This is a genomic window from Methylobacterium iners, assembly GCF_022179305.1.
Taxonomy (GTDB): domain Bacteria; phylum Pseudomonadota; class Alphaproteobacteria; order Rhizobiales; family Beijerinckiaceae; genus Methylobacterium; species Methylobacterium iners.
This window is the reverse complement of the sequence record NZ_BPQP01000074.1, coordinates 25,106-49,272: the sequence shown is the minus strand read 5'-3', so window position 1 is coordinate 49,272 and position 24,167 is coordinate 25,106. Positions and strand designations below refer to the sequence as shown.

The 24,167-nt window shown below is 71.0% G+C and carries 20 protein-coding genes; 10 read left to right on the top strand and 10 right to left on the bottom strand.

Annotated features, from left to right (window positions below; all coding sequences use genetic code 11):
* Positions 1-30: 30 nt before the first annotated feature.
* The 3 genes from dut to MFF55_RS21285 are packed head-to-tail and all read right to left on the bottom strand — an operon-like array spanning position 31 to position 3,255.
* The gene (dut, locus tag MFF55_RS21295; protein WP_238246116.1) at positions 31-540 is read right to left on the bottom strand and encodes a dUTP diphosphatase; all 510 of its coding nucleotides are present in this window, start codon (positions 538-540) and stop codon (positions 31-33) included.
* The gene (locus tag MFF55_RS21290) at positions 537-1,424 is read right to left on the bottom strand and encodes an HpcH/HpaI aldolase/citrate lyase family protein (RefSeq protein WP_238246115.1); all 888 of its coding nucleotides are present in this window, start codon (positions 1,422-1,424) and stop codon (positions 537-539) included. Before MFF55_RS21290 ends, dut begins: the two co-directional genes overlap by 4 nt.
* A 55-nt stretch (positions 1,425-1,479) precedes the next feature.
* Positions 1,480-3,255: an ABC transporter ATP-binding protein gene (locus MFF55_RS21285; protein WP_238246123.1), complete on the bottom strand. Its 1,776-nt coding sequence runs from the start codon at positions 3,253-3,255 to the stop codon at positions 1,480-1,482.
* Positions 3,256-3,587: 332 nt separating this feature from the next.
* Between MFF55_RS21285 and MFF55_RS21280 the strand changes: the two genes are divergently transcribed.
* A complete protein-coding gene (locus MFF55_RS21280; RefSeq protein ID WP_238246114.1) occupies positions 3,588-3,980 on the top strand; it encodes a hypothetical protein in 393 nt (130 codons plus the stop codon).
* Positions 3,981-3,986: 6 nt separating this feature from the next.
* Here MFF55_RS21280 and MFF55_RS21275 read toward each other — a convergent pair whose 3' ends face one another.
* Genes MFF55_RS21275 through MFF55_RS21265 form a run of 3 tightly spaced genes read right to left on the bottom strand, consistent with a single transcriptional unit; the run spans position 3,987 to position 8,005 of the window.
* Positions 3,987-4,343, bottom strand: a complete 357-nt coding sequence (locus MFF55_RS21275; RefSeq protein ID WP_238246113.1) for a SpoIIAA family protein — start codon at positions 4,341-4,343, stop codon at positions 3,987-3,989.
* Positions 4,344-4,391: 48 nt separating this feature from the next.
* Positions 4,392-6,752 carry a primosomal protein N' gene (locus MFF55_RS21270; protein WP_238246112.1) on the bottom strand — a complete coding sequence of 787 codons (2,361 nt, stop codon included), beginning with the start codon at positions 6,750-6,752 and terminating at the stop codon, positions 4,392-4,394.
* Positions 6,753-6,802: 50 nt separating this feature from the next.
* A complete protein-coding gene (locus MFF55_RS21265; RefSeq protein ID WP_238246111.1) occupies positions 6,803-8,005 on the bottom strand; it encodes an MFS transporter in 1,203 nt (400 codons plus the stop codon).
* Positions 8,006-8,221: 216 nt separating this feature from the next.
* On the opposite strand from MFF55_RS21265, the gene MFF55_RS21260 reads away from it, so the two are divergent.
* The 3 genes from MFF55_RS21260 to MFF55_RS21250 all read left to right on the top strand — a co-directional run bounded on the left by MFF55_RS21260 (position 8,222) and on the right by MFF55_RS21250 (position 12,201).
* Entirely contained in the window at positions 8,222-9,301 is a 1,080-nt protein-coding gene (locus tag MFF55_RS21260) for an ABC transporter ATP-binding protein (protein WP_238246122.1), read from the top strand.
* A gap of 141 nt (positions 9,302-9,442) precedes the next feature.
* Complete coding sequence (locus MFF55_RS21255) at positions 9,443-10,465, top strand: extracellular solute-binding protein (RefSeq protein WP_238246110.1); 1,023 nt, start codon at positions 9,443-9,445, stop codon at positions 10,463-10,465.
* Between the two features lie 11 nt (positions 10,466-10,476).
* A complete protein-coding gene (locus MFF55_RS21250) occupies positions 10,477-12,201 on the top strand; it encodes an ABC transporter permease (protein ID WP_238246109.1) in 1,725 nt (574 codons plus the stop codon).
* 163 nt (positions 12,202-12,364) lie between these two features.
* Here the strand turns inward: MFF55_RS21250 and MFF55_RS21245 are convergent, their stop codons facing one another.
* Complete coding sequence (locus tag MFF55_RS21245; protein ID WP_238246108.1) at positions 12,365-13,861, bottom strand: NAD(P)H-hydrate dehydratase; 1,497 nt, start codon at positions 13,859-13,861, stop codon at positions 12,365-12,367.
* Positions 13,862-14,072: 211 nt separating this feature from the next.
* On the opposite strand from MFF55_RS21245, the gene MFF55_RS21240 reads away from it, so the two are divergent.
* A complete protein-coding gene (locus MFF55_RS21240; RefSeq protein ID WP_238246107.1) occupies positions 14,073-14,411 on the top strand; it encodes a P-II family nitrogen regulator in 339 nt (112 codons plus the stop codon).
* A gap of 196 nt (positions 14,412-14,607) precedes the next feature.
* Here the strand turns inward: MFF55_RS21240 and MFF55_RS21235 are convergent, their stop codons facing one another.
* Entirely contained in the window at positions 14,608-14,961 is a 354-nt protein-coding gene (locus MFF55_RS21235; protein WP_238246106.1) for a hypothetical protein, read from the bottom strand.
* A gap of 299 nt (positions 14,962-15,260) precedes the next feature.
* On the opposite strand from MFF55_RS21235, the gene glnA reads away from it, so the two are divergent.
* The 3 genes from glnA (at position 15,261) to MFF55_RS21220 (ending at position 18,221) form a co-directional block, all read left to right on the top strand.
* A complete protein-coding gene (gene glnA, locus MFF55_RS21230) occupies positions 15,261-16,673 on the top strand; it encodes a type I glutamate--ammonia ligase (protein ID WP_238246105.1) in 1,413 nt (470 codons plus the stop codon).
* A 247-nt stretch (positions 16,674-16,920) separates the two neighbouring features.
* Positions 16,921-17,196 (top strand): hypothetical protein, encoded by a 276-nt coding sequence (locus MFF55_RS21225; protein WP_238246104.1) that lies wholly within the window; start codon positions 16,921-16,923, stop codon positions 17,194-17,196.
* Positions 17,197-17,582: 386 nt separating this feature from the next.
* Positions 17,583-18,221 carry a VOC family protein gene (locus MFF55_RS21220; RefSeq protein ID WP_238246103.1) on the top strand — a complete coding sequence of 213 codons (639 nt, stop codon included), beginning with the start codon at positions 17,583-17,585 and terminating at the stop codon, positions 18,219-18,221.
* A 47-nt stretch (positions 18,222-18,268) separates the two neighbouring features.
* Here the strand turns inward: MFF55_RS21220 and MFF55_RS21215 are convergent, their stop codons facing one another.
* Together MFF55_RS21215 and MFF55_RS21210 are read right to left on the bottom strand one after the other, a co-directional pair.
* Positions 18,269-20,608: a bifunctional diguanylate cyclase/phosphodiesterase gene (locus tag MFF55_RS21215; RefSeq protein ID WP_238246102.1), complete on the bottom strand. Its 2,340-nt coding sequence runs from the start codon at positions 20,606-20,608 to the stop codon at positions 18,269-18,271.
* Complete coding sequence (locus tag MFF55_RS21210; RefSeq protein ID WP_238246101.1) at positions 20,609-20,755, bottom strand: hypothetical protein; 147 nt, start codon at positions 20,753-20,755, stop codon at positions 20,609-20,611.
* Between the two features lie 256 nt (positions 20,756-21,011).
* Here MFF55_RS21210 and MFF55_RS21205 point away from each other — a divergent pair, with 256 nt between their 5' ends.
* Positions 21,012-21,590, top strand: a complete 579-nt coding sequence (locus MFF55_RS21205) for an NADPH-dependent FMN reductase (RefSeq protein ID WP_238246100.1) — start codon at positions 21,012-21,014, stop codon at positions 21,588-21,590.
* A gap of 199 nt (positions 21,591-21,789) precedes the next feature.
* The gene (gene rnr, locus MFF55_RS21200; protein ID WP_238246099.1) at positions 21,790-24,093 is read left to right on the top strand and encodes a ribonuclease R; all 2,304 of its coding nucleotides are present in this window, start codon (positions 21,790-21,792) and stop codon (positions 24,091-24,093) included.
* Positions 24,094-24,167 lie beyond the last annotated feature (74 nt).

The following is a 24,167-nucleotide window of genomic DNA, read 5'->3' as shown; positions in this document are numbered from 1 at the left end:
CCGGCCTGATCGCTGGAGACATCGAGAGACCTAACGAACTCCCGTCGACCCGAAGCCGCCCCGCCCGCGACCGCTCCCGCCCTCGGGCGGAGCTTCGGCCTCCCCGAACGCCTCGGTCACAGTGAGGGCTGGACGGGTCACCCGCGTGAGGACGAGCTGGGCGATGCGATCGCCGGGCTCGATCGTGACGGCCGGCGCGTCCCCCGCGATCGGGTTGCGGTTCCAGGCCGAGATCATCACCGGTCCCTCGTAATCCGCATCGATCACCCCGACGGTGTTGCCGAGGACCAAGCCGTCACAGTGGCCCAGGCCGGACCGGGGGAAGATCAGCCCGCACCAATCCGGATCGCCGATCCGCACGCAGAACCCGGCCGCGATCAGCACCGGCGGCGCCTGCGGCGCCAGGGTCAGGGGCGCATCGAGACAGGCATGAAGGTCGAGCCCGGCCGCGGCCGCCGAGCCCCAGCGCGGAAATCCCCATCCCCGCAGGCGCGGGTCGAGAAGCCTGATCCCGATCGCAGGGGGACCGTCCCCGCTCACGCCGCGCGCGCCGCGATGGCCTCGGCCATGGCGAGCGTCCGGGCGGCGGCCTCGACGTGCAGCTGCTCGATCATCCGGCCCTCGAAGGCGATGGCGCCGCGGCCGGCATTCTCGGGCGCCGCGTAGGCGGCCTGGATCGCCCGGGCCTCGGCGACCTCCGCCTCGCTCGGGCCGAACACCGCGTTCGCGGTCGCGATCTGGTCGGGGTGGATCAGCATCTTGCCGTCGAAGCCGCATTCGCGGCCGTGCGCGCATTCCGCGGCGAAGCCTTCCGCATCGCGAAAGGCGTTGTAGATGCCGTCGATGACGTCGATCTCGTAGGCGCGGGCGGCGACGATCGTCGCCATCAGCCAGGGCATCAGGGCGGCCCGGCCCGGTCCCCCCGGGCGGACGCGCGTGGCCTTGATCAGGTCGTTCGGTCCGAGCACGAGGCAGCCGAGGCGGCTGTCGACGTCCCGCGCCGCGCTGGCGATGTCCCCGACCTGAAGGATCGCCATCGGGCTCTCGATCATCGCCCAGAGGCGCGTCCGCTCCGGCGCACCGAGCCGCCGCAGCCGCGAGCCGACCGTGACGAGCCCGTCGGGTCCGGTCACCTTCGGCACCAGGATCGCGTCCGGACCGGCGGCCGCGAGCGCGACGAGGTCCTCGTCGCCGTGGGGACCGTCGAGGGGATTGATGCGGACGACGACCTCGCGTGGGCCGAAACTCTGCGCCCGCACGGCGTCGGCCACGGCCCCCCGCGCCTCGGCCTTGCGCTCGGGCGCGACCGCGTCCTCCAGATCGATCATGACGACGTCGGCGGGAAGCGTGCGGGCCTTCTCCAGGGCCCGCGCGTTCGAGCCGGGCAGGGAGAGCACGCTGCGACGGGGGCGGATCTCGGTCATGGCGTCGTCCTCGCACCGTCGGGCGACCCGCCGATACCGCTCCCGGCGCGGCGTTTCAAGGCGGCGGGTTCCCGCCTGCGACGCCGGTGAGATACGGGGTCACGGCGGCCAGCGGCCCCGAGGCGACGAGGCGGCCGGCATCGAGGACGTGCACGGTGTCGGCGCGGGCGAGGCTGGTGAGGCGATGCGCGATCAAGATGATCGTGCGGCCGCCCGCAAGGGTGGACAGCGCCTCCATGACGACGCCTTCGGTCTCGCCGTCGAGCGCGCTCGTCGCCTCGTCGAACACGATCACGTCGGGGTCGTGGTAGAGGGCGCGGGCGATGCCGATCCGCTGGCGCTGCCCGCCGCTGAGCCGGGCGCCCCGCTCGCCGACGCCCGCATCGTAGCCGCCGGGCAGGGCGGCCACCACCTCGTGCACTCCCGCGAGCCGGGCGGCGCGCTCGACGGCGCCGCGATCGACCCTCGCAGGGTCGACGCCGAGCGCGATGTTCTCGGCGACGGTGCCGTCGATCAGGAACACGTCCTGCGGCACGTAGCCGATGCGGTTCTGCCAGGCCGCGAGGTTCGTCGCATCCAGCGCCGTGCCGTCGATGCGGATCGTACCCGTGTCCGGCGTCAGGATGCCGAGCAGGAGCCCGACGAGGGTGGTCTTGCCCGAGCCCGTCCGGCCGACGAGGCCGATGGTCGAGCCCGCCGGAATCGTGAGCTCGATGTCGCGCAACGTCGGCCGGCCCGGCTCGTAATCGAACCCGACGCCCTCCATTCGGATGGCCTCGCGAAACGGCAGGCGCTCCGCGCTTCGCGCCACGGTGGGGCGCTCGCCTGCGAGCTCGTCCACCACGACCCGCACGGCCGGCAGGTAGAAGCGCAGCAGCGACAGGGAGAGATAGATGTTCTGGAAGGCCGGCAGCATGCGGTAGCCGGCGAAGGCGAACAGGCCGAGCAGCGGCAGCAGGCCGGCCGTATCGAGCCCCTGCGAGAGCGCGAACAGCACCACCGCGATGACCCCGCCGAAGGCGAGCGCCTCCATGACGAAGCGCGGGATCTGCCCCGTCAGCAGGCTGAGCGCGGTCGCCCTCGCATAGCCCCGGGCAGGGGCGTCGAAGCGCTCGGCGAAGGCGTCGGCGCGGCCGTAGAGCTTCAGCTCGGTCAGCGCGCCGAAGGTCTCCTGCACGACCCGGAAGCGCCGCTCGTTGTTGGCGACCGCGCGGGCGCCCAGCCGGGCGAGGCGCGCCCGCATGACGAGGTACAGGCCGACATAGAGGGAGCCGAAGCCGCCGCCGAGGATCAGCGCGAGGCGCGGCGCGTAGAAGAACAGGAAGCCGACGATCGCCAGGGCCGAGAACGAGCGGGAGGCGATGACGGTGCTCGGGGTCAGCACGCCGACGACGAGGCGATCCGTCTCGCTGAGCACGTTCTTGGCGAGCTCGGCGCTGTTGGCGCGGGCGAAGAACAGCCGCTCGCGCCCGACATAGGCGGCGAGCAGCCGCCTCGCGAGGCCGTAGCCGGTCAGGTTCGTGAAGAGCAGCGTCGCAAAGGTGAGCCCGGCATTGACGAGGCTCACGGTCAGGATCGCGAGGAGCGCGGCGAATCCGGTCGCCATCAGGAAGGTGCGGTCGTCGACCAGGCCGAGTTCGGCGCGGATGGAGGCCAGGTAGGGCACCCGGGCGGCCGCGCCCGGGTCGCCGACGAGGGTCAGGAAGGGCACCACCGAGGCGATGCCCACGACCTCGAACAGGGCCGCGAGCGCCAGGCCCAGTGCGATCAGCGCCAGCCGCCGACGGTCCCGCGGCCGCAGGATCCGGACGAGGTCGATCAGCGCGCGCATGAGGCGGCGCGCCCGGTCCGGGCCGTGACGGGGAGGGGGGCGTTCATCGGGGTCAAGCGAATAGAGCGCGGCCGGGCGTGAGTCCACGAAGCGGGGCGCCCGCCACGCGCCGCGTCGCGCGGCAACGATCATGCAAGTATTCGTCGAAACAAACTTGGCTATAAACCTCGACGCCGCATGCCATTCGCACGGCTCAGCTTGCCGGCGTCATATTCTCGCCGCTTCTTGCGCTATGCTGACCGCATTCTCGATCTCCCGATGTTTCGGAACGCTTCCCCCGCTGCTCTCGCGGTGCGGACGAGGTCGAGTGTTCTCTTGATTCGGAATGGGGCATGTCGAAGGTCTTGGCGGTGCTGGCGATCGGAGCCGGTCTGGTTTCTCCTCTGGCGCTGCCGGCCGCGGCCGGAGCGGGTGGCGACTACAACGGCACCTGGTCCGTCGAGCTCGTCACCGAGAGCGGCCTCTGCGACAGCCGCTACCGCTACTCCGTCGCCGTCAACGACGGCCAAGTTCGTCTCGTCGCCTCGGCCGACCGCGCCACAATGAGCGGCCGGGTCGGCCCCGACGGCACCGTCGGCCTCTCGGTCTCGAACGGCGCCGCAAGTGGCGCGGTCTCCGGCCGGCTGCAGGCGAGCTCGGGCGGCGGCACCTGGAAGGTGTCGCCTCTCTGCTCCGGGCGCTGGACGGCCCGCCGTCAGGCGATGCGGACCGCGCAGGCCGACTGACCAGAGCTACCCGGCGGCAAGCCAGGCGCGCGCCTCCTCGATCCGTGCGCGCTCGTAGACCCTAATCTGCGCCGGCGACAGCCGGCCGACGGTCTCGGCGAGGAGGCGCAGCCACTGTGCGTCCGACACCACGGCGACGTGGCTGATGCCCTTCATCATGGCCAGGCCGAGGCGCGGGTCCTTGAAGAAGGCCGCCGGTTCCATGCCCTCGAAGGCGCGGATGTCCTCGAGCAGGCGCAGCTTGCCCTTGTCGAGATCGGCCTTCAGGGCGGTGATCGCGGCATCCATTTCCGCGTCGGTGATCTTCCCGTCGACCACGATCTCCGCGACGTTGGAATCCGGCTTCTTCGTGTAGCTCAGCACCGCGTCCACTCCTTGTGCGTCCTCGGACGAGGGCGAGACTAGCACGCCTCACAGAAAACTCTGCGGGTCGACGTCGACCGACACCCGGACGTTCCCGCGGATCTTCGGCCCCTGCGCCAGCCAGTCGCGCAGGTAGCTCTGCAGGTTGATCGACCGCTCGGTCTTGACGAGCAGCCGGAAGCGGTAGCGGCCGCGGATGAGCGCGAGCGGCGCCTCGGCGGGGCCGAGCACCATCACGCCCGCGGGCGGGTCGGCGGCCCGCGCCAGCGCCTGCCCATGCTTCTCCGCCGCCTCCCGCTCGTTGGCGGAGACGATGAGCGCGGCGAGCCGTCCGAAGGGCGGCAGGCCGGCCTCCTCGCGGGCCGCAATCTCCTCCGCGTAGAAGCGCTCGGCATCGCCCGACAGCAGCGCCGCGATCACGGGGTGCTCGGGCTGGTAGGTCTGGACGAAGGCCCGCCCCGGCCTGTCGCCGCGCCCCGCCCGGCCGGTCACCTGCTGCAGGAGCTGGAAGGTGCGCTCCGCCGCGCGGGGATCGCCGGAGGTCAGCCCGACATCCGCGTCGAGCACGCCGACGAGGGTGAGGTGCGGGAAGTTGTGGCCCTTGGCGACCAGCTGCGTGCCGATGACGATGTCGCAGCCGCCCTCCGCCACGGTCTGCAATTCGCTCCGCAGCCGCTCGGCGCCACCGGGAAAGTCGCTCGACAGCACGATGACGCGCTTGTCGGGGAAGAGCTCGGCCACCTCCTCGGCGATGCGCTCCACGCCCGGCCCGCAGGCCGTGAGGTTGTCGAAGGTGCCGCATTCGCTGCAGGATTCCGGCCGGCGCTCGGCATAGCCGCATTGGTGGCAGACCAGCGCTCGGCGGAAGCGGTGCTCGACGAGCCAGGTCGAGCAGTTGCGGCAGCGGTAGCGATGGCCGCAGGCCCGGCAGAGGGTCAGGGGCGCGTAGCCGCGCCGGTTCAGGAAGAGGAGCGCCTGCTCGCCGGCCGCGAGGTTGCTCCGGACCGCGGCGACGAGGGGCGGCGCCAGGAAGCGCCCGCGCTCCGGCTTGTCGAGGCGCATGTCGATCGCCGCGATGTCGGGCAGGCGGCGCCCGCCGAAGCGCTCGGGCAGGCCGATGTGGGCGTAGCGCCCGCGCATCGCATTGACCCGCGTCTCGATGGAGGGGGTCGCCGAGGCGAGCACGATGGTGCAGCCCTCGATCCGGCCGCGGACCACGGCCATGTCGCGGGCGTGGTAATGGACGCCGTCCTCCTGCTTGTAGGCGGCCTCGTGCTCCTCGTCGACGACGATGAGGCCGAGCTCGGCGAAGGGCAGGAACAGGGCCGAGCGCGCGCCCACCACCACGGCGACCTCGCCCGCCGCGACGCCGGCCCGCAGCCGCTCGCGGCGCTTTCCGCCGATACCGGAATGCCAGGTGGCGGGCCGCACCCCGAAGCGATCGGCGAAGCGGTCGAGGAACTGCGCCGTCAGGGCGATCTCGGGCATCAGGATCAGGGCCTGGCGCCCGCGCCGGATGCATTCGGCGATGGCCTCGAAATAGACCTCGGTCTTGCCCGATCCGGTGACGCCTTCGAGCAGGATCGCGGCCGGCGCACTCGACCCTCCCCCCACTCGATCTCGGGCTTGCCCGAGATCGGCATCTTGGTGCCCAAGTCGGGCAGGCCCGACTTGGGTGGGGGAGGGTGGCCCTCGCCTCAGCGAGGGTCGGGAGAGGGGAGCACCGCCCTCTCCGGAGATGTTGCGGTCCCCTCTCCCGCCTGCTCCGCAGGCACCCTCCCCCGCAGAGGGGGGAGGGTTCAGGAACGCGATCAGCTTCGCTGCCGCCTCCGCCTGCGCCTCGGAGAGCGGCACCCGCGCGTGGTCGGGGTCGGGGGGCAGCGCCACGGGCTCGGGCTGAAGGGCAACGGTTTCGAGGGCGCCGTCGTCGATCAGCCCGTCGACGACGCTCAAGGAGACGCCGGCCGCCTTGGCGAGCGCGCTCTTGCCGTGCACGGCGCCGTCCGCCGCGACGGCGAGGACCTTGGTCCGTGCCGCTGTCGCCCGGGCCGGCGGCCTGCCCGCGGCCCGCACCCCCACGCGGATCGTCTCTGTGCCGGCGGCCTCGTCGGGCAGGCGCAGGGTCATGGCGAGCGCCGAGCCCTTCGGTGCCAGGGTGTAGCGGGCGAGCCAGTCGACGAGGCCGCGCAGGCCCGGGGCCAATGGCGGCACCTCGACCCGGCCCGTCACCGGCCGCAGGTTCGAGCCCGACGCGCTCTCGCCGACCTCCCAGACGACGCCGACGATCTCGCGGGGCCCGAGAGGCACCTGCACCACGTCGCCGGCCGCGAGCTCCAGACCCTCGGGCACCGCGTAGCTGTAGGCGCTCTCGAGCGCGAGCGGGATCAGGATCTCGGCGGTGCGAGGCATCGTGCGGGCGCTGGGTCGGTCATGGGCGGAATATATGCATGCCGCCCCGCTTAAGCGACCGGCCGGGCCTTGCCGGACCGCAGCGACAGGCCGATCGGCACGGCAAGGAGGCTGATCGCGGCCATGACCCAGAACCCGCCCGCGCCGAACCGGGCGTAGAGCGTGCCCGAGGCCAGCATCAGCACGGCGGAAGCCAGGCCCTGGCCGAAGGCACCGAAGAGCGTAAGGGCCGTCGTCCCGAGGCGCGCGGGCACGATCTGCGCGATCAGGCGCAGGCAGGCGAGGTGCAGGAGTGCGAAGGTGAGCCCGTGCAGGAGCTGCGTTCCGATCAGCGCCGGCAGGGCGGCGGTCGAGGCCATGACGCCCCAGCGCAGGGTGCCCGCCCCCGCGGCGAGCGCGATGGCCCCCGCCGGGCCGAGGCGGCGCAGGAGGAGGGGGCCGACGAGGAAGAAGACCACGACCTCGGCGGCGACGGAGACGGACCAGAGCAGGCCGGCGACGTCCGGGGTGATGCCGGCGCCCTCCCAGAGGATCATCGCGAAGGCGTCGTGCATCGCGTGCGCGCCGACCACGAGCCCGCCGACGAGGACGACGCGAGGGAAGCCGGAAATCGCGAAGACCGTCCGGAAGCCCTGCCAGAGCCCTTCGCGGGAATCCTCGCCCGACCGGAGGGTCCCGGCGGGAACCGTCAGGGCGACGAGGGCGGCGGCCCCGAACAGGGCACCGGCCGCCATGAGCGCGAAGGACAGGCCGTGGTCGCGCACGAACCAGCCGACGACGCTCGTCGCCAGGATGAAGGCGGCCGAGCCTGCGCCCCGCACCCAGCCATAGGTGAAGCCCCGCCCCGTCGCGGAGGCGGCGAGCGCCAGCGTGTCGGCGAAGGATCCGAGCGGCGCCGTCGCGACCGCGTAGGCGAGCCCGATCGCGAGAAGCGGCCAGAAGCCTTGCCCGGCGAGATGCAGGAGGGCCGCGGCGCCCGCGAACCCGGCGGCACCCGCGAGCAGCGGGCGGGTGGCCCCGCTTCGGTCGGCGAAGCGCCCGGCGAGGGGCGCGGCGATGAGCCGGACGGTCGTCGCGGCCGCGAGCGCGACGCCGATCTCTTGCGCGCTCAATCCGCCCCCCGCCAGCACGTTGGGCAGGAAGGGCGAGATGCTGCCGTAGGCGCCGTAGAGGGCCGCGTAGAGCAGGAGGTAGGGAGGGAGGGCGCTCGGTCCCGCCGCTCCGGGAGCCGTTCCGCCGATCGGCCCCGTCATGGCTGACATGCTCCCGCGGCATCGCGGATGGGTCGCGCGCCTGAATATCTTGCATGCCGGGGCGCGGGCGTCATTAAGGGCAGCCATCGATGATCCTGCCCCCGCTGTCTCGGGCCCGATCAAGAGCCGCGGCAGGACCATCGCCGAAACGCCGTTCTTCGTGCGAAAGGACGGGTTTTCGAGCCGGAACGGAGCATCGGACCCGTGAGCGACATCATGATCGCGGCGGAAGGCCAGTCCCGCAGGGAGCCGCCGCCCCGGCTCGAGATCCGCGCGATCAGCCGCCGTTTCGGCGACGTGGCGGCCCTCGACAGCGTCTCGCTGTCGATCCGCGCCGGCGAGACCGTGGCGCTGCTCGGCGATTCCGGCTGCGGCAAGAGCACGCTGCTGCGGGCCGTCGCCGGGCTGGAGCGACCGGATTCCGGGGAGATCCTCCTCGACGGCCGCCTCATCTGCGGGTCGGCGGGGAGCGTGCCGCCCGAGGCGCGCGGGGTCGGGCTGATGTTCCAGGACTACGCCCTGTTCCCGCACCTCACGGTGGCCGAGAACGTGCGCTTCGGGCTCGACCGCCGGCCGGGTGCCGAGGCGCGGAGCGTGGCGCAGGCGCGGCTCGAACAGGTCGGGCTGGCGCACCGGGCCGAGAGCTACCCGGGCACGCTGTCGGGCGGCGAGGGCCAGCGGGTGGCGCTCGCCCGCGCCCTGGCGCCGGGGCCGCGCATCCTGCTCCTCGACGAGCCCTTCTCGAACCTCGATCGGCGCACTCGCGACCGGGTCCGGGCCGACACTCTCTCCGTGCTGCGGACGACGCGAACGACGACGCTCCTCGTCACCCACGACCCGGAGGAGGCGCTGGGCCTGTGCGACCGCATCGCGCTGATGCGGGCGGGCCAGGTGGTCCAGGTGGGCAGCGGCGAGGATCTCTACCTGCGCCCCGCCTCGCGCTTCGTGGCGCGCTTCTTCGGCGAGCTGATCGAGGTGCCCGGCCGCTGCGAGGGCGGCCACGTCGCGACGCCGTTCGGACCCGTGCCGGCGCCCGGCTTCGCGCGCGGCGCGGCGGTGCTGACCTGCCTGCGCCCCGAGGCGATTCGTCTGACGAGCCCGGGGCGGGGCCTCGCCGGCCGCATCCTGAGCCGGCGCTTCCTCGGCGCGAGCGCCCTCTTCGAGGTCGCGGCCGAGGGATTGCCCGAACCGGTGCAGGTCGCCGTCCCGCATTCCGACATGCGCGCACCGGGCGACCGGGTCGGTCTCGAACTCGACGGCCACGGCCGGTTCATCTTCCGGGCGGAGGAGGCGTGATCTGGAGCGCCTACTTTAGATCAATACTAGACTGGGAATTTCAACTCAGTTTTTAACTGTTTTAAATCAAATACATCCTGCTTGCTCTTTGCCGCGCCCGATGCTTTGCAACGGCCCTCTTTTGGAGAAGGGTCGCACATCATGCTCGGTTGGGTTGCAAGGGTCGGTGCCTGTGGTGTCTTCGCGCTCGCGGCGCTCGGACATGCTCAAGCGGCCGAGGTCAACCTCTACACGACCCGCGAGCCCGGCCTGATCAAGCCGCTGCTCGACGCCTACAAGGCCAAGAGCGGCGTCACGGTCAACACCGTCTTCGTCGAAAAGGGTCTGGCCGAGCGCGTGGCCGCCGAGGGCGAGCGCGCCACCGCCGACGTGCTGATGACCGTCGACATCGGCAACCTGATCGAGCTCGTCGACCGCGACCTTGCCCAGCCGGTGCGCTCGGCGGCGCTCGAGGCGGCCGTGCCCGCCGCCCTGCGCGGCGCCGACGGGCGCTGGTTCGCGCTCTCGACCCGGGCCCGCGTGCTCTACGCCGACCGCGGCCTCAACGACCTCAAGGCGATCTCCTACGAGGACCTCGCCGACCCGGCCTGGAAGGGCAAGATCTGCCTGCGCGCCGGCCAGCACCCCTACAACACGGCGCTGATCGCCCACTACCTCGTCAAGCACGGCCCCGAGAAGGCGGAGGCCTGGCTGCGCGCGGTCAAGGCCAACCTCGCCCGCAAGCCCGCCGGCGGCGACCGCGACGTGGCCAAGGACATCCTCGCCGACATCTGCGAGATCGGGCTGGCCAATTCCTACTATGTCGGCCTGATGCGCTCGGGGAAGGGCGGCCCGGAGCAGGTGAAGTGGGGTGAGGCGATCAAGGTCGTGCTGCCGAGCTTCCAGGAGGGCGGCACGCACGTGAACATCTCGGGCGCCGTGGTCGCCAAGAACGCGCCGAACCGCGACGAGGCCGTGAAGCTCCTCGAATACCTCGTCTCCGACGAGGCCCAGGGCCTCTATGCCAAGGCCAATTTCGAGTATCCCGTGAAGGCCGGCGCCCCGATCGACCCGCTCCTCGCCGAGCTCGGGACCCTCAAGATCGACACCGTGTCGCTCGCCGAGATCGCCCGCAACCGCAAGGCGGCGAGCCTGCTCGTCGACAAGGTCGGCTTCGACAACTGATCGAACCCGCGATGCCAGCCACCGCGCATGCGCCGCGCATCGAGGACCTGATCGACGGGGCCGCGCGGCCGGCTGCTGGCTTCCGCCGCGCGGGTCCCCGCCTGCGCGCTGCGGCCTGGGGGGTGGGCGCGGCCGCCATCGCCCTCGTGGTGCTCAGCCCGCTCGCCTCCCTCGCCCTCTCGGCGGCGCAGGGCTCGGGCGAGCTCTGGCCGCACCTCGCCGCCCATGTCCTGCCGCAGGCGATCGCCGACACGGCCCTGCTGCTGCTCGGCGTCGGGCTGATGGTGATCGTGCTCGGCACGGGCGCGGCCTGGCTGGTCTCGGCCTACGACTTCCCGGGGCGTCGGCTGCTCGATGCGGGGCTGCTGCTGCCGCTGGCGGTGCCGACCTACATCATCGCCTACGCCTATCTCGACGTCCTCCACCCGATCGGGCCGGTCCAGACGACCCTGCGCGGCATCCTCGGCCTGACGAGCCCGCGCGACCTGTCCCTGCCGGAGCTGCGCTCCCTGCCGGGCTGCATCCTGCTGCTCGGCTTCGTGCTCTACCCCTACGTCTACCTGCCGACCCGGGCGCTCTTCCTGATGCAGGCGGGCAACCTGATCGAGGCGGCCCGCGCGCTCGGCGGCTCGCCGGCCGCGGTGTTCCGGCGCGTCGCCCTGCCGATGGCCCGGCCGGCGATCGCGCTCGGCGCCAGTCTCGCGCTGATGGAGGCGCTCAACGACATCGGCGCGGCCGAATTCCTCGGCGTGCGCACGCTCACGGTCCAGGTCTACGCGACCTGGGTGAACCGCTCCGACCTCCCCGGCGCCGCGCAGATCGCGCTGGTGATGCTCGTCGTGGTGATCGCGCTCGTGGCGGCCGAGCGCTGGGCGCGGCGCCGGAAGGGCTACGCCGCGACGGCGCAGCGCCCGCGCGCCATGGTCCGCCAGCGGCTCCGCGGCTGGGGAGCGCTCGCCGCGCTCCTCCTCGGGCTCCTGCCCATCGCCATCGGCTTCCTGATCCCGGCCGCCTATCTCGCGCATTCTGCCGCCCTGCGCATCGGCCGCTCGGGCCTGCCGGACACGCTGGGGCGGGAGGTGGTGAACACGGTCCTCTACGCGGGCATCGCGACGCTGATCGCGGCGGCGATCGGCTTCCTCGTCGCCGCGGGGCCGCGCCTCGTCGCGCGGCGGTTCGGCCAGGTGCTGATCCGGGTGGCGAGCCTCGGCTACGCGCTGCCCGGTACCATCCTCGCCATCGGCCTGCTCTCGCCGCTGGCCTTCGCCGATTCGGCGCTCGCCGCCGCGAGCAAGAGCCTGTTCGGCGCGGCCCCGGCGCTGATCGGCCTCGGGACCGGCGGGGCGCTGGTCATCGCCTATCTGGTGCGCTTCCTCGCCGTCAGCATCGGCACCTGCGAGGCGGGGTTGGCGCGGGTGCCCGCCTCTCTGCCGGACGCCGCGCGGATGCTGGGCCGCGGCCCCAGCGAGACCCTGCGGCAGGTGCAGCTGCCGCTGACTTGGCCGGCGCTGCTCAGCGGAGCGCTCCTCGTCTTCGTGGATTGTGTGAAGGAGCTGCCGGCGACGCTGCTCCTGCGCCCGCTCAACGTCGAGACCCTGGCGACGCATCTCTACGGCGAGGCGGCGCGGGGGACCTACGAGGATGGGACGGTGGCGGCGCTGCTCATCGTGCTCGTCGGGCTGATCCCGGTGGCCGTGCTGCTGCGGCTCGGGACGCCGGCGCGGGTGGAGGGGTAGGGATTCCTCTCTCCTCGACGCCTTTCTCCATCGTCGGCAACTGCGGATAGGGATGCCATTCAGGGCTCCCCTGCGGCGCCCCGGAATGACAAACGTTGCGGGTGGAAGGGCTCGTTCTGCCGGCTCCGCGTGAAACTGCGATCGAGAGGACCAGCAAAGGCACTTAGCTCCCTAGAAAATCCCGCAGGACCGTGGGCATCAGCTCCGGCAGATCCTCCGCGATGAGGCCCGGCCCGTGGCGCAGCCCGGCGTCGCCGTGGAGCCAGACCGCCGCGCAGGCGGCCTCGAAGGGCAGCATGCCCTGGGACAGCAGCCCGGCGATCAGCCCGGCCAGCACGTCGCCGGAGCCGGCCGTGCCGAGATAGGGCGTGCTGTGGTCGTTGATCGCGGCCCGGCCGTCGGGGGTCGCGACGATGGTGTCGGCGCCTTTCAGGACAAGGGTCGCACCGATGAGCGCAGCCGCCCGACGCGCCCGCTCCAGCTTGCTTGCGTCCGCTGCGACCGCCTCGGTGCCGGAGAAGAGCCGGGCGAACTCGCCCTCGTGGGGCGTCAGCACGGCGCTGGCGTCCCCTTCCGCGAGGTGGCTCGCGAGGAGAGGCGCCTGGCCCCGAAAGCTCGTCAGCGCGTCGGCGTCGAGGACGAGGCCGCGTCCGGCGGCGGCCGCCACCGCGACGAGGTCGCGGGTTCCCGCCGAGACCCCGAGGCCGGGCCCGGCGAGGACGACGTTGAGGCGCTCGTCGGTGAGGAGGTCGTCGAGGTCGTCCGGGGTTTCGCAGGGGCGCAGCATGATCGCGGTGAGCTGGGCGGCGTTCTCAGGCAGCGCCGAGGCCGGCGAGGCGAGGGTGACGAGCCCGGCTCCGACCCGCAGCGCGGCGCGGGCGCCGAGCCGGGCGGCGCCGGTGCGGTAGGCGGGCCCTGAGAGGACGAGGGCGTGGCCGCGGGTGTATTTGTGGCTTCCTGCATCGAGGCGCGGAAAGGCGGGCCCCCACAGATCGGGCCCGTTGCGGAAGACGGGCGGCTCGGCCGCCGCGTAGCCTGCCTCCAGCGCCGCCGTCCCGGTGCCGATCCTGGCGACGTGGAGGTGCCCGCAGCGCGACCGGCCAGGCTGGAGCAGGTGCCCGGGCTTGAGGGCCACGAAGGTGACGGTCTCGACGGCCTGGAGGGCGAAGCCGCGGATCGCGCCGGTATCCCCGTCGACGCCGCTCGGCACGTCGACCGCGAGCACCGGGACGCCGGAGGCCGCGACCCCCTCGAGGAGCACCCGGGCCGCGCCCTCGATGTCCCGCGCGAGCCCAGCCCCGAAGAGCGCGTCGACGACGAGCTCGAACCGGCCGATATCCGCGGGCGAGGCCGGGACGACCGAGCCGGTCCATTCCGCAGCGGCGCCGGCGGCGTCGCCCTTCAAGTCCGAGACCTCGCCGAGCAGGTGCAGTTCCACCTTGCGGCCTGCATCCGCCAGCACCCGGGCCGCGACGAAGCCGTCGCCGCCGTTGTTGCCCGGCCCGCACAGGATCAGGATCGGCGCATCGGGCGGGGCCAGCGCCTCGGCGCGCTCGGCCACGGCCCGCCCGGCCCGCCGCATGAGGTCGAGGCCGGCGGTCCCGCCCGCGATCGCCGTCGCGTCGACCCGGCGCATAGCCTCCACCGTGAGCAGCCGCATGGGCGTCTTCCTTCTCTCGCCGGTCTGCCTGCCGCCCGCTCAGGCCCTGCCTCGAAACCGGCCTGCCCGCCGCCGCCTGCCGAAACGATTTGCAGGGGCTGCACAGGCCTTGGGCCGTTTCCGCGCGGGCCGCTCCGAAACAACGTGGCGGATAGGCACTCGCGATGCTAGGAAATAGCTTGGATGCAACATCAGGTCAGGCCCATTCGGGATGAAGAAGATCGAAGCGATCATCAAGCCGTTCAAGCTTGACGAGGTGAAGGAGGCCCTCCAGGAGGTCGGCCTCCAGGGCATCACCGTGATCGAGGCGAAGGGCTTCGGCCGCCAGAAGGGCCATACCGAGCTCTACCGGGGCGCCGAATACGTGGTCGACTTCCTGCCCAAGGTGAAGCTCGAGATCGTGCTCGCGGACGCCCTCGTGGAGGGCGCGGTCGACGCGATCCGCAAATCGGCCCAGACCGGCCGCATCGGCGACGGCAAGATCTTCGTCTCGACGATCGAGGAAGCGATCCGCATCCGGACGGGTGAGACGGGGACGGACGCGATTTAAGCCTTGCAAGTGCCGGAGCCGCGGCGCGCAGGCGCCGGAACGTTCCGAACGCAGCGGAGATGTCTCGCGGCGGCCACCTCGCGGCAGGTGGCCCAACCGAATGTGGCAACGAGGACATGGCGGACCGGGATCGACCCCCTGCCGGCAGCAGGCCGGATCAGGCTCGATCGAGCTCGGCCCGCCGCCGGCGCTCCGCCTAGTAGCGGCGTTCGCTGCCCTCGCTCATTCCCCTTGCAACATAGCTGCCCGAGCGGGATTGCTGGCCGAAGATGAGCCAGGCGAGGCCGAAGCCGATGGCTCCGGCGATGACGAGGCCCGTCATCGTGGTGGCGTCCACCTCGCCGACCGCGCGCGTGCCCTGGCGGTAGGTGCGGGCACCGTAATCCGAGGCGTTGTCCCAGGTCTCCGAGGCCCGATCGGTCGCGTCCCGCAGCACGGATTTCGCCTGGTCTGCGAGGCCTGCACCGCTGCCGGACGAGCCGCCATTGTAGCTCGAACCAGACCGGCCGTCGGACCGTCCGAGCGGATCATGTGAGCGGATGTCTGCCATCGTCGGTTTTCTCCTGTGATCGCATCGCGCGCCTGTGAGCGCCTCGGCCGCCCCGTCGGCCGGCCTGGAGGAGGGCGCACGAGGGGAAAACCGCTTGCCGCGGGAGATGATCCCAAACCTCCGGGCGGCCTGTCGGGCCCCCATCGGTTTCGCCATCATGCCCGGCGCGCCGGGCCCCAGCTTCGCCGCTTCATCTACGGGCGATTCCCTGCAATAAGGGCGCGCTTTCGACTGCGGGCGTTCGCCGACCCGCGGCGCAACCACGGCTGAACGCCGCGACTCCAGGGAGAGGCTCCGGGATGGCTAAGACCGCTTCGCAGGTCCTGCAAGAGATCAAGGACAACGACGTCAAGTACGTGGACTTCCGGTTCACGGACCCGAGGGGCAAGTGGCAGCACGTCACCTTCGACGTCAGCCTCGTCGACGACGAGATCTTCCAGGAAGGCACGATGTTCGACGGCTCCTCGATCGCCGGCTGGAAGGCGATCAACGAGTCCGACATGCTGCTGATGCCCGACCCGGCCACGGCCTGCATGGACCCGTTCTACTCGGCCTCGACCATGTCGATCGTCTGCGACGTGCTCGAGCCTGCGACCGGCGAGCCCTATTCCCGCGACCCGCGCGGCACCGCCAAGAAGGCCGAGGCCTTCCTCAAGGCGTCCGGCATCGGCGACACGATCTATGTCGGCCCCGAGGCCGAGTTCTTCGTGTTCGACGACGTCAAGTTCGCCTCCGATCCCTACGAGACCGGCTTCAAGCTCGATTCGGTCGAGCTGCCGATCAACGGCATGACCGATTACGAGGGCGGCAATCTCGGCCACCGCGTCCAGACCAAGGGCGGCTACTTCCCCGTTCCGCCGCAGGATTCGGCGCAGGACATGCGCGGCGAGATGCTGGCCGCGATGCAGTCCATGGGCGTCAAGGTCGAGAAGCACCACCACGAGGTGGCGAGCGCTCAGCACGAGCTCGGCATGAAGTTCGACACGCTGACGCTGCTCGCCGACCACATGCAGGTCTACAAGTACTGCATCCACAACGTGGCCCAGAGCTACGGCAAGACCGCGACCTTCATGCCCAAGCCCGTCTACGGCGACAACGGCTCCGGCATGCACGTGCACCAGTCGATCTGGAAGGGCGGCAAGCCCTTGTTCGCCGGCAACAAGTACGCGGACCTCTCCCAGGAATGCCTCTGGTACATCGGCGGCATCATCCGCCACGCCAAGGCGCTCAACGCCTTCACCAACCCCTCCACGAACTCCTACAAGCGCCTGGTGCCGGGCTACGAGGCTCCCGTGCTGCTCGCCTATTCGGCGCGCAACCGCTCGGCCTCCTGCCGCATCCCCTGGACCAACAACCCGAAGGCCAAGCGCGTCGAGGTCCGCTTCCCCGATCCGATGGCGAACCCCTACCTCGCCTTTTCCGCCCTGCTCATGGCCGGGCTGGACGGCATCCTGAACAAGATCGATCCTGGCCAGGCCATGGACAAGGACCTCTACGACCTGCCCCCGCGGGAGCTGCGCAAGATCCCGACCGTCTGCGGCAGCCTGCGTGAGGCCCTGACCAACCTCGACAAGGACCGCGCCTTCCTCAAGACCGGCGGCGTCTTCTCGGACGACCTCATCGATTCCTTCATCGAGCTGAAGATGACGGAAGTGATGCGCTACGAGATGACCCCGCACCCGGTCGAGTTCACGATGTACTACTCGCAGTGAGCCGGCAGCCGGTCGAGTTCGAACCGGTCGCATCGGAAATGTGGTGAGGCGTGAGCGCCGGGGTCATCGAGACCCCGGCGCTTTCCGTTTCTTGGGCCGGCATAGATCAGCGTTGAGTTTACGGCCGGACGGTTGGACCCATACATGCGCAACACCTATGGCGTCGGAGTCCTTATCTTGCGTGATTCCGCGAGCAGGAACGGCTATCGCGTCCACACAGCCTATCCTCGAAACGACGGAGATTGAGATGCAGGCTTCGCCAGAGTTTCATAAGTTCGGTCGTCGGTTCATACAGGATATAGATTGGATCGCACCGACCGAGGAGGAGATGTACGACTTCGTTCTAAGCGATCTTATCGGCAAAGAACGCGCTCGTCTGCGTGAATTCATCGATCGTGCGCTTCAGGACGACGTGCCCGACGACGGGTTGATGCGGCTCTGGGATTCGGTCGATTCCGATATCTACTTCCCGACCGTCCAGAACCTGCGGGGATTGCTGCGGGGCGCGCGCGACCGGCTTTGACGTGCGGGTCCATGGAGCGCCGCGTGACCGAGGGGTGGAGCCGCGGTGTTTCCGCACCTCGTCGAGACTTTTGACCTACCCTCCGAGGCGGGTCAGCCGGTTGCCGCCCCTTGGACAGCCGGACCCTCTCACTTTAAGGCATGAAGCCGAAAGCACCCTGGCGGCATTCCGTGCTGTGGTCGTGGATGAGGCAACGCCCAAAATCCGTGAGAATGCTTTGCGCGGCATGGCGGGCGAGACTATTCGCAGGTCCATCTACGCGAACGCGATTGATACCCTGATCCCCGTCGCCCTTGCGCTCTTGCTTGCTTGGAACGGCTTGGACGTGATCGGCCGCAGATAGAAGGTAAGACCGCCGTCCGGCTGAAACCCCCACGGACGCTGCCATGCCCCATCTCGACCACCTCACCGTCATCGCCCCGACCCTGCGCGAGGGCGTGGACCACGTCCGCGACTGCCTCGGCCTCGACATGCCCTTCGGCGGCCGCCATCCGGAGATGGGGACCTACAACCACCTGCTCCGCCTCGGCGGCGACGTCTTCCTGGAGGTGATCGCCGTCGATCCCGAGGCGGCGCAGCCGGTCCATCCGCGCTGGTTCGGCCTCGACGAGGCAGCGCAGGTGCGGCGCGACTGGGATGCGGGACGCCGGCTCCGGACCTGGGTGGCCCAGACCCCGGAGCTCGACGCGATCCTCGGCCGGACGTGCCCGCTCCTCGGACGGAGCCGGCGCGTCTCGCGGGGCGACCGCGTCTGGTCCTTCGGCGTGCGGGACGACGGTGCGCTGCCCCTCGACGGACTTGCGCCTTGCCTCATCGACTGGGGCGAGCGCGGCTGCCCCGCTCCCGCCATGCCCGATCTCGGAGCCCGGCTGGCCTCCTTGGTGGTGGAGCATCCGGACCCCGCCGAGGTCGAACGTCGCTACGGCGACCTCGGCCTGACGGGCGCGATCACAATCCGGGCGGGGCCACGGTTCCGCTACGAGGCCGTCGTCGAGACGCCGACTGGCATCCGCATCCTGTCCTAGATGCGTCCTTCCCATGCCGGACGTGTTGCGGCAGCGCCGTTCAACCGTCAGGCGACGCGTTCCAGCGGCGGCAAGGCAGCCTCAGCGCGCGCGTCGTTCCGCGGGAGGGCCTCCGCGGCCGCGCCGTGGACGAGGCTCGCGAAGCGCTCGATAGGCTGGGGCCGGCCGAAGAAGTAGCCCTGCAGCTCGTCGCAGGCCTCGGCGATGAGGAAGTCCCTCTGATCGGCCGTCTCGACGCCCTCCGCGACGACGCCGATGCCGAGGTTGCGGCCGAGGCCGAGCACGGTGCGCACGATCACGGCCGCCTGCGGGCTCGATCCGACCTGGCCTACGAAGGACCGGTCGATCTTGATCTTGTCGAAGGGGAAGGCCTGCAGGGTCGCGAGCGACGAGTAGCCGGTGCCGAAATCGTCCATGGCGATGCTGATGCCGAGCGCCTTCAGGCGGCGGATCAGGCTCAGCGCCCGGCTCATGTCGGCGAAGATCGCGGTCTCGGTCACCTCGATCTCGAGCCGGGCGGGGGACAACCCCGTCTCCGTCAGGATGCCGAGGATGAGGTCGGGAAGATCCTCCTGCTGGAACTGGCGGGGCGAGAGGTTGACGGCGATCTTGAGGGGGTTGGCCCAGCGCGCCGCCTCGCTGCAGGCGGTGCGCAGGACCCATTCGCCGAGGGTCACGATCGTGCCGGTCTCCTCGGCGAGCGGGATGAAGGTCGAGGGCGGGATCGAGCCGCGGGAGGGATGCGTCCAGCGCACCAGGGCCTCGAAGCCCAGCACCGCGCCGGTCGTCGCCCGCACCTGCGGCTGGAAGTGCAGGTCGAGGCCCCCTTCGGCGATGGCGCGGCGAAGTTCGCGCCCGATGTCCCGGCGCCCGGCCTCGGCCTCGTCCATGGCGGGGTCGAAGATGCGATGGGTGTTCCGGCCCTCGGCCTTGGCGCGATAGAGCGCGAGGTCGGCGCGCCGGAACAGGAGCTCCTCGTCGAGGCCGTGATCCGGGGCGATGCTGAGCCCGACATCGACGACCTGGCCGTCGCAGGCCACGGGCTCGCCGACGGCCGCGATCAGATCGCCCGCGACGCGGTCGAGGAACGCGCTCGTCGGATCGCCGCCGATCAGGATGGCGAACTCGTCGCCGCCGAGGCGCGCCACGGCGTCGATGGAGCGGATGCGCGTGCGAAGGCGTTCGGCGATCTGCTTGAGAAGCTTGTCGCCCGCGAGGTGGCCCAGCGTGTCGTTGACGGCCTTGAAGCGGTCGAGGTCCAGGCAGAGCACGGCGCAGCGCCCGCCCGCCCGCGCGACCTCCGCCAGGGCGCCGTCGAGGAGCTCGTGGAAATGCGTGCGGTTGGTCAGGCCCGTCAGCCCGTCGTGCCGGGCCATGTGGGCGACCTGGCTCTCGACGGCCTTGCGCGCGGCGATGTCGATATGCGTTCCGACGATGCGGATCGGACGCTCCTGCGCATCGCGCTCGACGACCTTGCCGCGCGCCAGCACCCAGCCCCACCCGCCATCCTTGCACCGGAGCCGGTGCTCGCATTCGTAAGCCGGGGAGCGCCCCTCGAAATGCGCCGCCAGGTTCTCCTGGGCGCGCGGCATGTCCTCCGGGTGGACCAGGCGCTGCCAGGTTCCGATATGGCTCTCGAAGGCGCCGGGCTCGTAGCCGAGCAGCGTGAACCATCGATCCGAGAACCACGTCTCCCCCGTCGCGATGTTCCAGTCCCAGAGCCCGTCGCTGCCGGCATCGAGCGCGCGGGCCAGGCGCTCCTCGCTCGCGCGCAGCACGCTGCCCTGGGCGGCGAGGGCCTGGTTCACGCGGCGAAGATGTTCGGCGAACAGGCCGAGCACGCAGAACGCGAAGACAGCGAGCATCACGACCGCGATGCCGATGGCTAGGGCGCCGCGATCGAGGCTCTCGTCGGGCCGGCTCGCGCTCGGGTCCGGAACCGCCTGCGCCGCGCCCATGGCCACGAAGTGCAGGACCGCGATGCCACCGGTCAGGAGGATCGCCGCGACCGCCGCCGGATGGCGCGTCAGGTCGCGCGTGAACACGAGGAGGGACAGGCAGGTCAGGGCGATGCCGGCCGTGATCGCGAAGGCGACCAGCGCCTCGTCCCACGCGAAGCGGCCCGGGATCCTCACGCCGGACATGCCCGTGAAGTGCATCCCCGCCACGCCGAGGCCGAGGAGCACGCCGCTGCCGAGGACGATGGGGAGTCGGTTCGAGCTGCCGAGCAGCGCGAAGGCGCAGCAGGACGCGGCGATGGCGACGCCGAACGACACGAGGGTCAGGAAAGGATCGTAGCCGACGCCGAGACCCGGATCGTAGCCCAGCATCGCGATGAAATGCGTGCTCCAGGTGCCGGCCCCGGCGGCGATGCCCGCCGCGACCATTCAGACGAGGACGGACCATTCACGGCTCTGGCGCGCCTGGCCGAGAAGATAGAAGGTGATCTGGCACGACAACCAGCAGATGAAGGCCGAGAGCGGGATGACCCAGGCCTTATGCTCCACGGTCAGGCAGACAAGGGTCCGGTACATCGATCCGCGCCAAATTCCATGGTCACGGATGAGCGCATCCGAATCTTAAAGAATGTTGGACCCGAGCCGCAGAAGCATTTTCCGTCGTGACAGAGTCTTTGGAAATCTGCGGCGAATGCATCACGACAACGTATCGAAGCGCTAGCTAACCGGGCGGACGCGGGAGCCTCCGCACCGTCATGCGCCGGGGGAAACCTCGGCCGTAATCTGGTAACCTCGTCGGAGGATCGCGTGATTCCGCCGGTGGGAGACCTCCATGTCCCTCGTCACCCCTGTCATCCTCGGCTCGGTCCGCTCCGACCGCCAGGGCCTGCGCGCGGCCCGCTTCCTCATCGCGCAGCTGGAAGCGCTCGGACACGAGGCACCGCTGGTCGATCCGGCCGAGCTGAAGCTCCCGCTCCTCGACCGGATGTACAAGGAATACCCGAAGGGCGAGGCGCCGCGGGTGCTGGAGGATCTCGCGGTGCTCTATCGCCGGGCCGATGCCTTCGTCGTGGTCTCGGCCGAGTACAACCATTCGATCCCGCCGGCGCTCTCCAACACCCTCGACCATTTCCTCGAAGAGTATTTCTGGCGGCCCTCGGGCATCGTCTGCTACTCGGCCGGCCAATACGGCGGCGTGCGCGCGGCCATGCAGCTGCGGGCCATGCTGTGCGAGCTCGGCACGCCCAGCATCCCCTCGCTCCTGCCGATCCCGCGGGTGGGCAAGATGCTCGACGCGAACGGGCGGCCGCAGGAGGACTGGCTCGGCCGGTCGGCAGCGAAGTTCATCGGCGAACTGGTCTGGTACGCCGAGGCGCTGAAGGCGAAGCGGGCCGAGGGTGTGCCGTATTGAGAGGTCGCTCTGTCATTCCGGGGCCGCCCCCCGGAATGACGGGGGTGGTGGCGAGTCGTGGGCGTCCCGCGGAGCCGACATACCTGGTCACGACATCGTCGCGCGGACATTGCCCGCGCCGGCCATCGGTCCCATCTTGTGGGCATGGGCCGAGAGGCCGTCATTGTCGGCGCCCCTGCCGGCGCAACGAGCCCACCCCTTGGCCAAACGCATCGCAAAGCCTGTCCGCGAACCCGCGCTTCCGTCCCGCGAGCAGATCCTCGCCTTCATCGCCGAGTCCACCGACAAGGTCGGCAAGCGCGAGATCGCGCAGGCCTTCGGCCTGAAGGGCTCGGACAAGATCGAGCTCAAGCGCATCCTCAAGGAGATCGAGGCCGAGGGCGCAATCGAGCGCGGCCGCGGCGGCCTGGCGCCGTCCGGGCGGCTGCCGCCCGTCGTGCTGGCCGACATCAACGGGCGCGACCGCGACGGCGAGTTCCTGGCGGTCCCGGCCGAATGGGATGCCGCGAAGGGCCCGGCGCCGAAGATCCACGTCTCGTCCCCGCGGGCGGGCCGCAAGTCCGGCCGACCGGCGCCGGGCCTCAACGATCGCGTGCTGCTGCGCGTCGAGCCGACTGACGGTGGGCGCTATGCCGGCCGCGTCATCAAGGTGATCGGCAAGAACAAGGCCGAGGCCATCGGCATCTACCGCGCCGGTCCGAAGGGCGGCCGCATCATTCCCGTGGAGAAGCGGGCGCAGGGGCGCGAGATCGAGATCCCTGCGGGCGAGGAAGGCGAGGCGCGCGACGGCGATCTCGTCAGCGTCACGGTCCAACGCGAGACCCGGTTCGGGCTGCCGCAGGGCCGGGTCTCCCAGCGGCTGGGCTCGCTCGGCTCGGAGAAGGCGGTGAGCCTGATCGCGCTTCACCTCCACCACATCCCGCACGTCTTTTCCGCCGACACCCTGGCCGAGGCCGATGCCGTGAAGCCGGCGGGCGCGAAGGGCCGCGAGGATTGGCGCGACGAGCCGCTGCTCACCATCGACCCGCCCGACGCCAAGGACCACGACGACGCGGTGATGGCGCTGCCCGACGCCGACCCGGAGAACCCCGGCGGCTTCGTCGTCACCGTGGCGATCGCCGATGTCGCGGCCTATGTCCGCCCCGGCTCAGGCCTGGACCGCGAGGCCTTGATGCGCGGCAACTCGGTCTACTTCCCCGACCGCGTCGTGCCGATGCTGCCCGAGCGCATCTCGAACGACCTCTGCTCGCTCCGCGAGGGCGAGGATCGGCCGGCGCTCGCGGTGCGCCTGACCATCGGCGCCGACGGCGTGAAGCGCCGTCACAGCTTCCACCGCGTCGTGATGCGCTCGCGCGCCAAGCTCGCCTATGCGCAGGCGCAAGCCGCCATCGACGGGCACCCGGACGAAAAGACCGGCCCGCTCCTGGAGCCCGTGCTGCGCCCGCTCTGGGCGGCCTACGCGGCGCTCAAGGCCGCGCGCGACAAGCGCGGGCCGCTCGCCCTCGACCTGCCCGAGCGCAAGGTGCTGCTGACGCCCGACGGCGCCGTCGATCGGGTGATCGTGCCCGCCCGCCTCGACGCGCACCGGCTCATCGAGGAGTTCATGATCCAGGCGAACGTCGCCGCCGCCGAGACCTTGGAGGCCGCCAAGCAGCCGCTGATCTACCGGGTTCACGACGAGCCGGCGCTGGAGAAGATGCGCGCCCTCGGCGAGGTCCTCGCCTCCATCGGCATCAAGCTGCCGAAGGAGGGCGCGCTGCGGCCGGCCCTGTTCAACCGCATCCTCGGCTCGGTGGCCGAGACCGAGCACGCGACCTTCATCAACGAGGTCGTGCTGCGCAGCCAGGCGCAGGCCGTCTACGCGGCGCAGAACCTCGGGCATTTCGGGCTGAACCTGCGCCGCTACGCGCATTTCACCTCGCCGATCCGCCGCTACGCCGACCTGATCGTGCACCGCGCGCTGATCAGCGCCTGCCGGCTCGGCAAGGACGGCCTCTCGTCCGACGTCACCGTGGGCATGCTGGACGGGATCGGCGAGCAGATCTCGGCGGCCGAGCGCCGGGCCATGGCGGCCGAGCGCGAGACTATCGACCGGCTCATCGCCCATCACCTCGCCGACCGCGTCGGCGCGACCTTCAACGGCCAGATCTCGGGCGTGACGCGCTCGGGCCTCTTCATCAAGCTCGACGAGACCGGCGCCGACGGCTTCGTGCCGATCTCGACGCTCGGCGCCGAGTACTACCGGCACGACGAGAGCCGGCACGCGCTCGTCGGCGAGCGTAGCGGCGAGACCCACCGCCTCGGCGACCGGGTCGAGGTCAAGCTCGTCGAGGCCGCGGCGGTGGCCGGGGCGCTTCGCTTCGAGCTGCTCTCCGAGGGGCAGTCGCGGCCCCAGCAGGCTGGCGGTCGCGACAAGGGGAGGCCCGGGCCCCGGCGCGGCGTTCCGGGCCGCCCGCCCGGCATCCGCAACAGTGGCTCGCGCCATCGCGGCGCGCGGCGGTAGAATTTGGCGCCTCTCCTCCTCCTGTGGGGAGGACCTGGAGGTGGGGGTGATTCTGCTTGGTGACCGGCAGGGTC

Excerpts from the sequence above, each read along its gene's own strand:
- MFF55_RS21270 (WP_238246112.1), bottom strand. The coding sequence starts at position 6,752 with ATGCCTCGCACCGCCGAGATCCTGATCCCGCTCGCGCTCGAGAGCGCC.
- MFF55_RS21280 (WP_238246114.1), top strand. The coding sequence starts at position 3,588 with ATGTCGAAGGTCTTGGCGGTGCTGGCGATCGGAGCCGGTCTGGTTTCT.
- MFF55_RS21205 (WP_238246100.1), top strand. The coding sequence starts at position 21,012 with ATGTCCCTCGTCACCCCTGTCATCCTCGGCTCGGTCCGCTCCGACCGC.
- MFF55_RS21285 (WP_238246123.1), bottom strand. The coding sequence starts at position 3,255 with ATGCGCGCGCTGATCGACCTCGTCCGGATCCTGCGGCCGCGGGACCGT.
- MFF55_RS21265 (WP_238246111.1), bottom strand. The coding sequence starts at position 8,005 with ATGACGGGGCCGATCGGCGGAACGGCTCCCGGAGCGGCGGGACCGAGC.
- MFF55_RS21260 (WP_238246122.1), top strand. The coding sequence starts at position 8,222 with ATGATCGCGGCGGAAGGCCAGTCCCGCAGGGAGCCGCCGCCCCGGCTC.
- MFF55_RS21220 (WP_238246103.1), top strand. The coding sequence starts at position 17,583 with ATGCCCCATCTCGACCACCTCACCGTCATCGCCCCGACCCTGCGCGAG.
- MFF55_RS21215 (WP_238246102.1), bottom strand. The coding sequence starts at position 20,608 with ATGGTCGCGGCGGGCATCGCCGCCGGGGCCGGCACCTGGAGCACGCAT.
- MFF55_RS21245 (WP_238246108.1), bottom strand. The coding sequence starts at position 13,861 with ATGCGGCTGCTCACGGTGGAGGCTATGCGCCGGGTCGACGCGACGGCG.
- MFF55_RS21210 (WP_238246101.1), bottom strand. The coding sequence starts at position 20,755 with ATGTACCGGACCCTTGTCTGCCTGACCGTGGAGCATAAGGCCTGGGTC.
- MFF55_RS21240 (WP_238246107.1), top strand. The coding sequence starts at position 14,073 with ATGAAGAAGATCGAAGCGATCATCAAGCCGTTCAAGCTTGACGAGGTG.
- MFF55_RS21255 (WP_238246110.1), top strand. The coding sequence starts at position 9,443 with ATGCTCGGTTGGGTTGCAAGGGTCGGTGCCTGTGGTGTCTTCGCGCTC.
- MFF55_RS21290 (WP_238246115.1), bottom strand. The coding sequence starts at position 1,424 with ATGACCGAGATCCGCCCCCGTCGCAGCGTGCTCTCCCTGCCCGGCTCG.
- MFF55_RS21225 (WP_238246104.1), top strand. The coding sequence starts at position 16,921 with ATGCAGGCTTCGCCAGAGTTTCATAAGTTCGGTCGTCGGTTCATACAG.
- glnA (WP_238246105.1), top strand. The coding sequence starts at position 15,261 with ATGGCTAAGACCGCTTCGCAGGTCCTGCAAGAGATCAAGGACAACGAC.
- MFF55_RS21250 (WP_238246109.1), top strand. The coding sequence starts at position 10,477 with ATGCCAGCCACCGCGCATGCGCCGCGCATCGAGGACCTGATCGACGGG.
- MFF55_RS21235 (WP_238246106.1), bottom strand. The coding sequence starts at position 14,961 with ATGGCAGACATCCGCTCACATGATCCGCTCGGACGGTCCGACGGCCGG.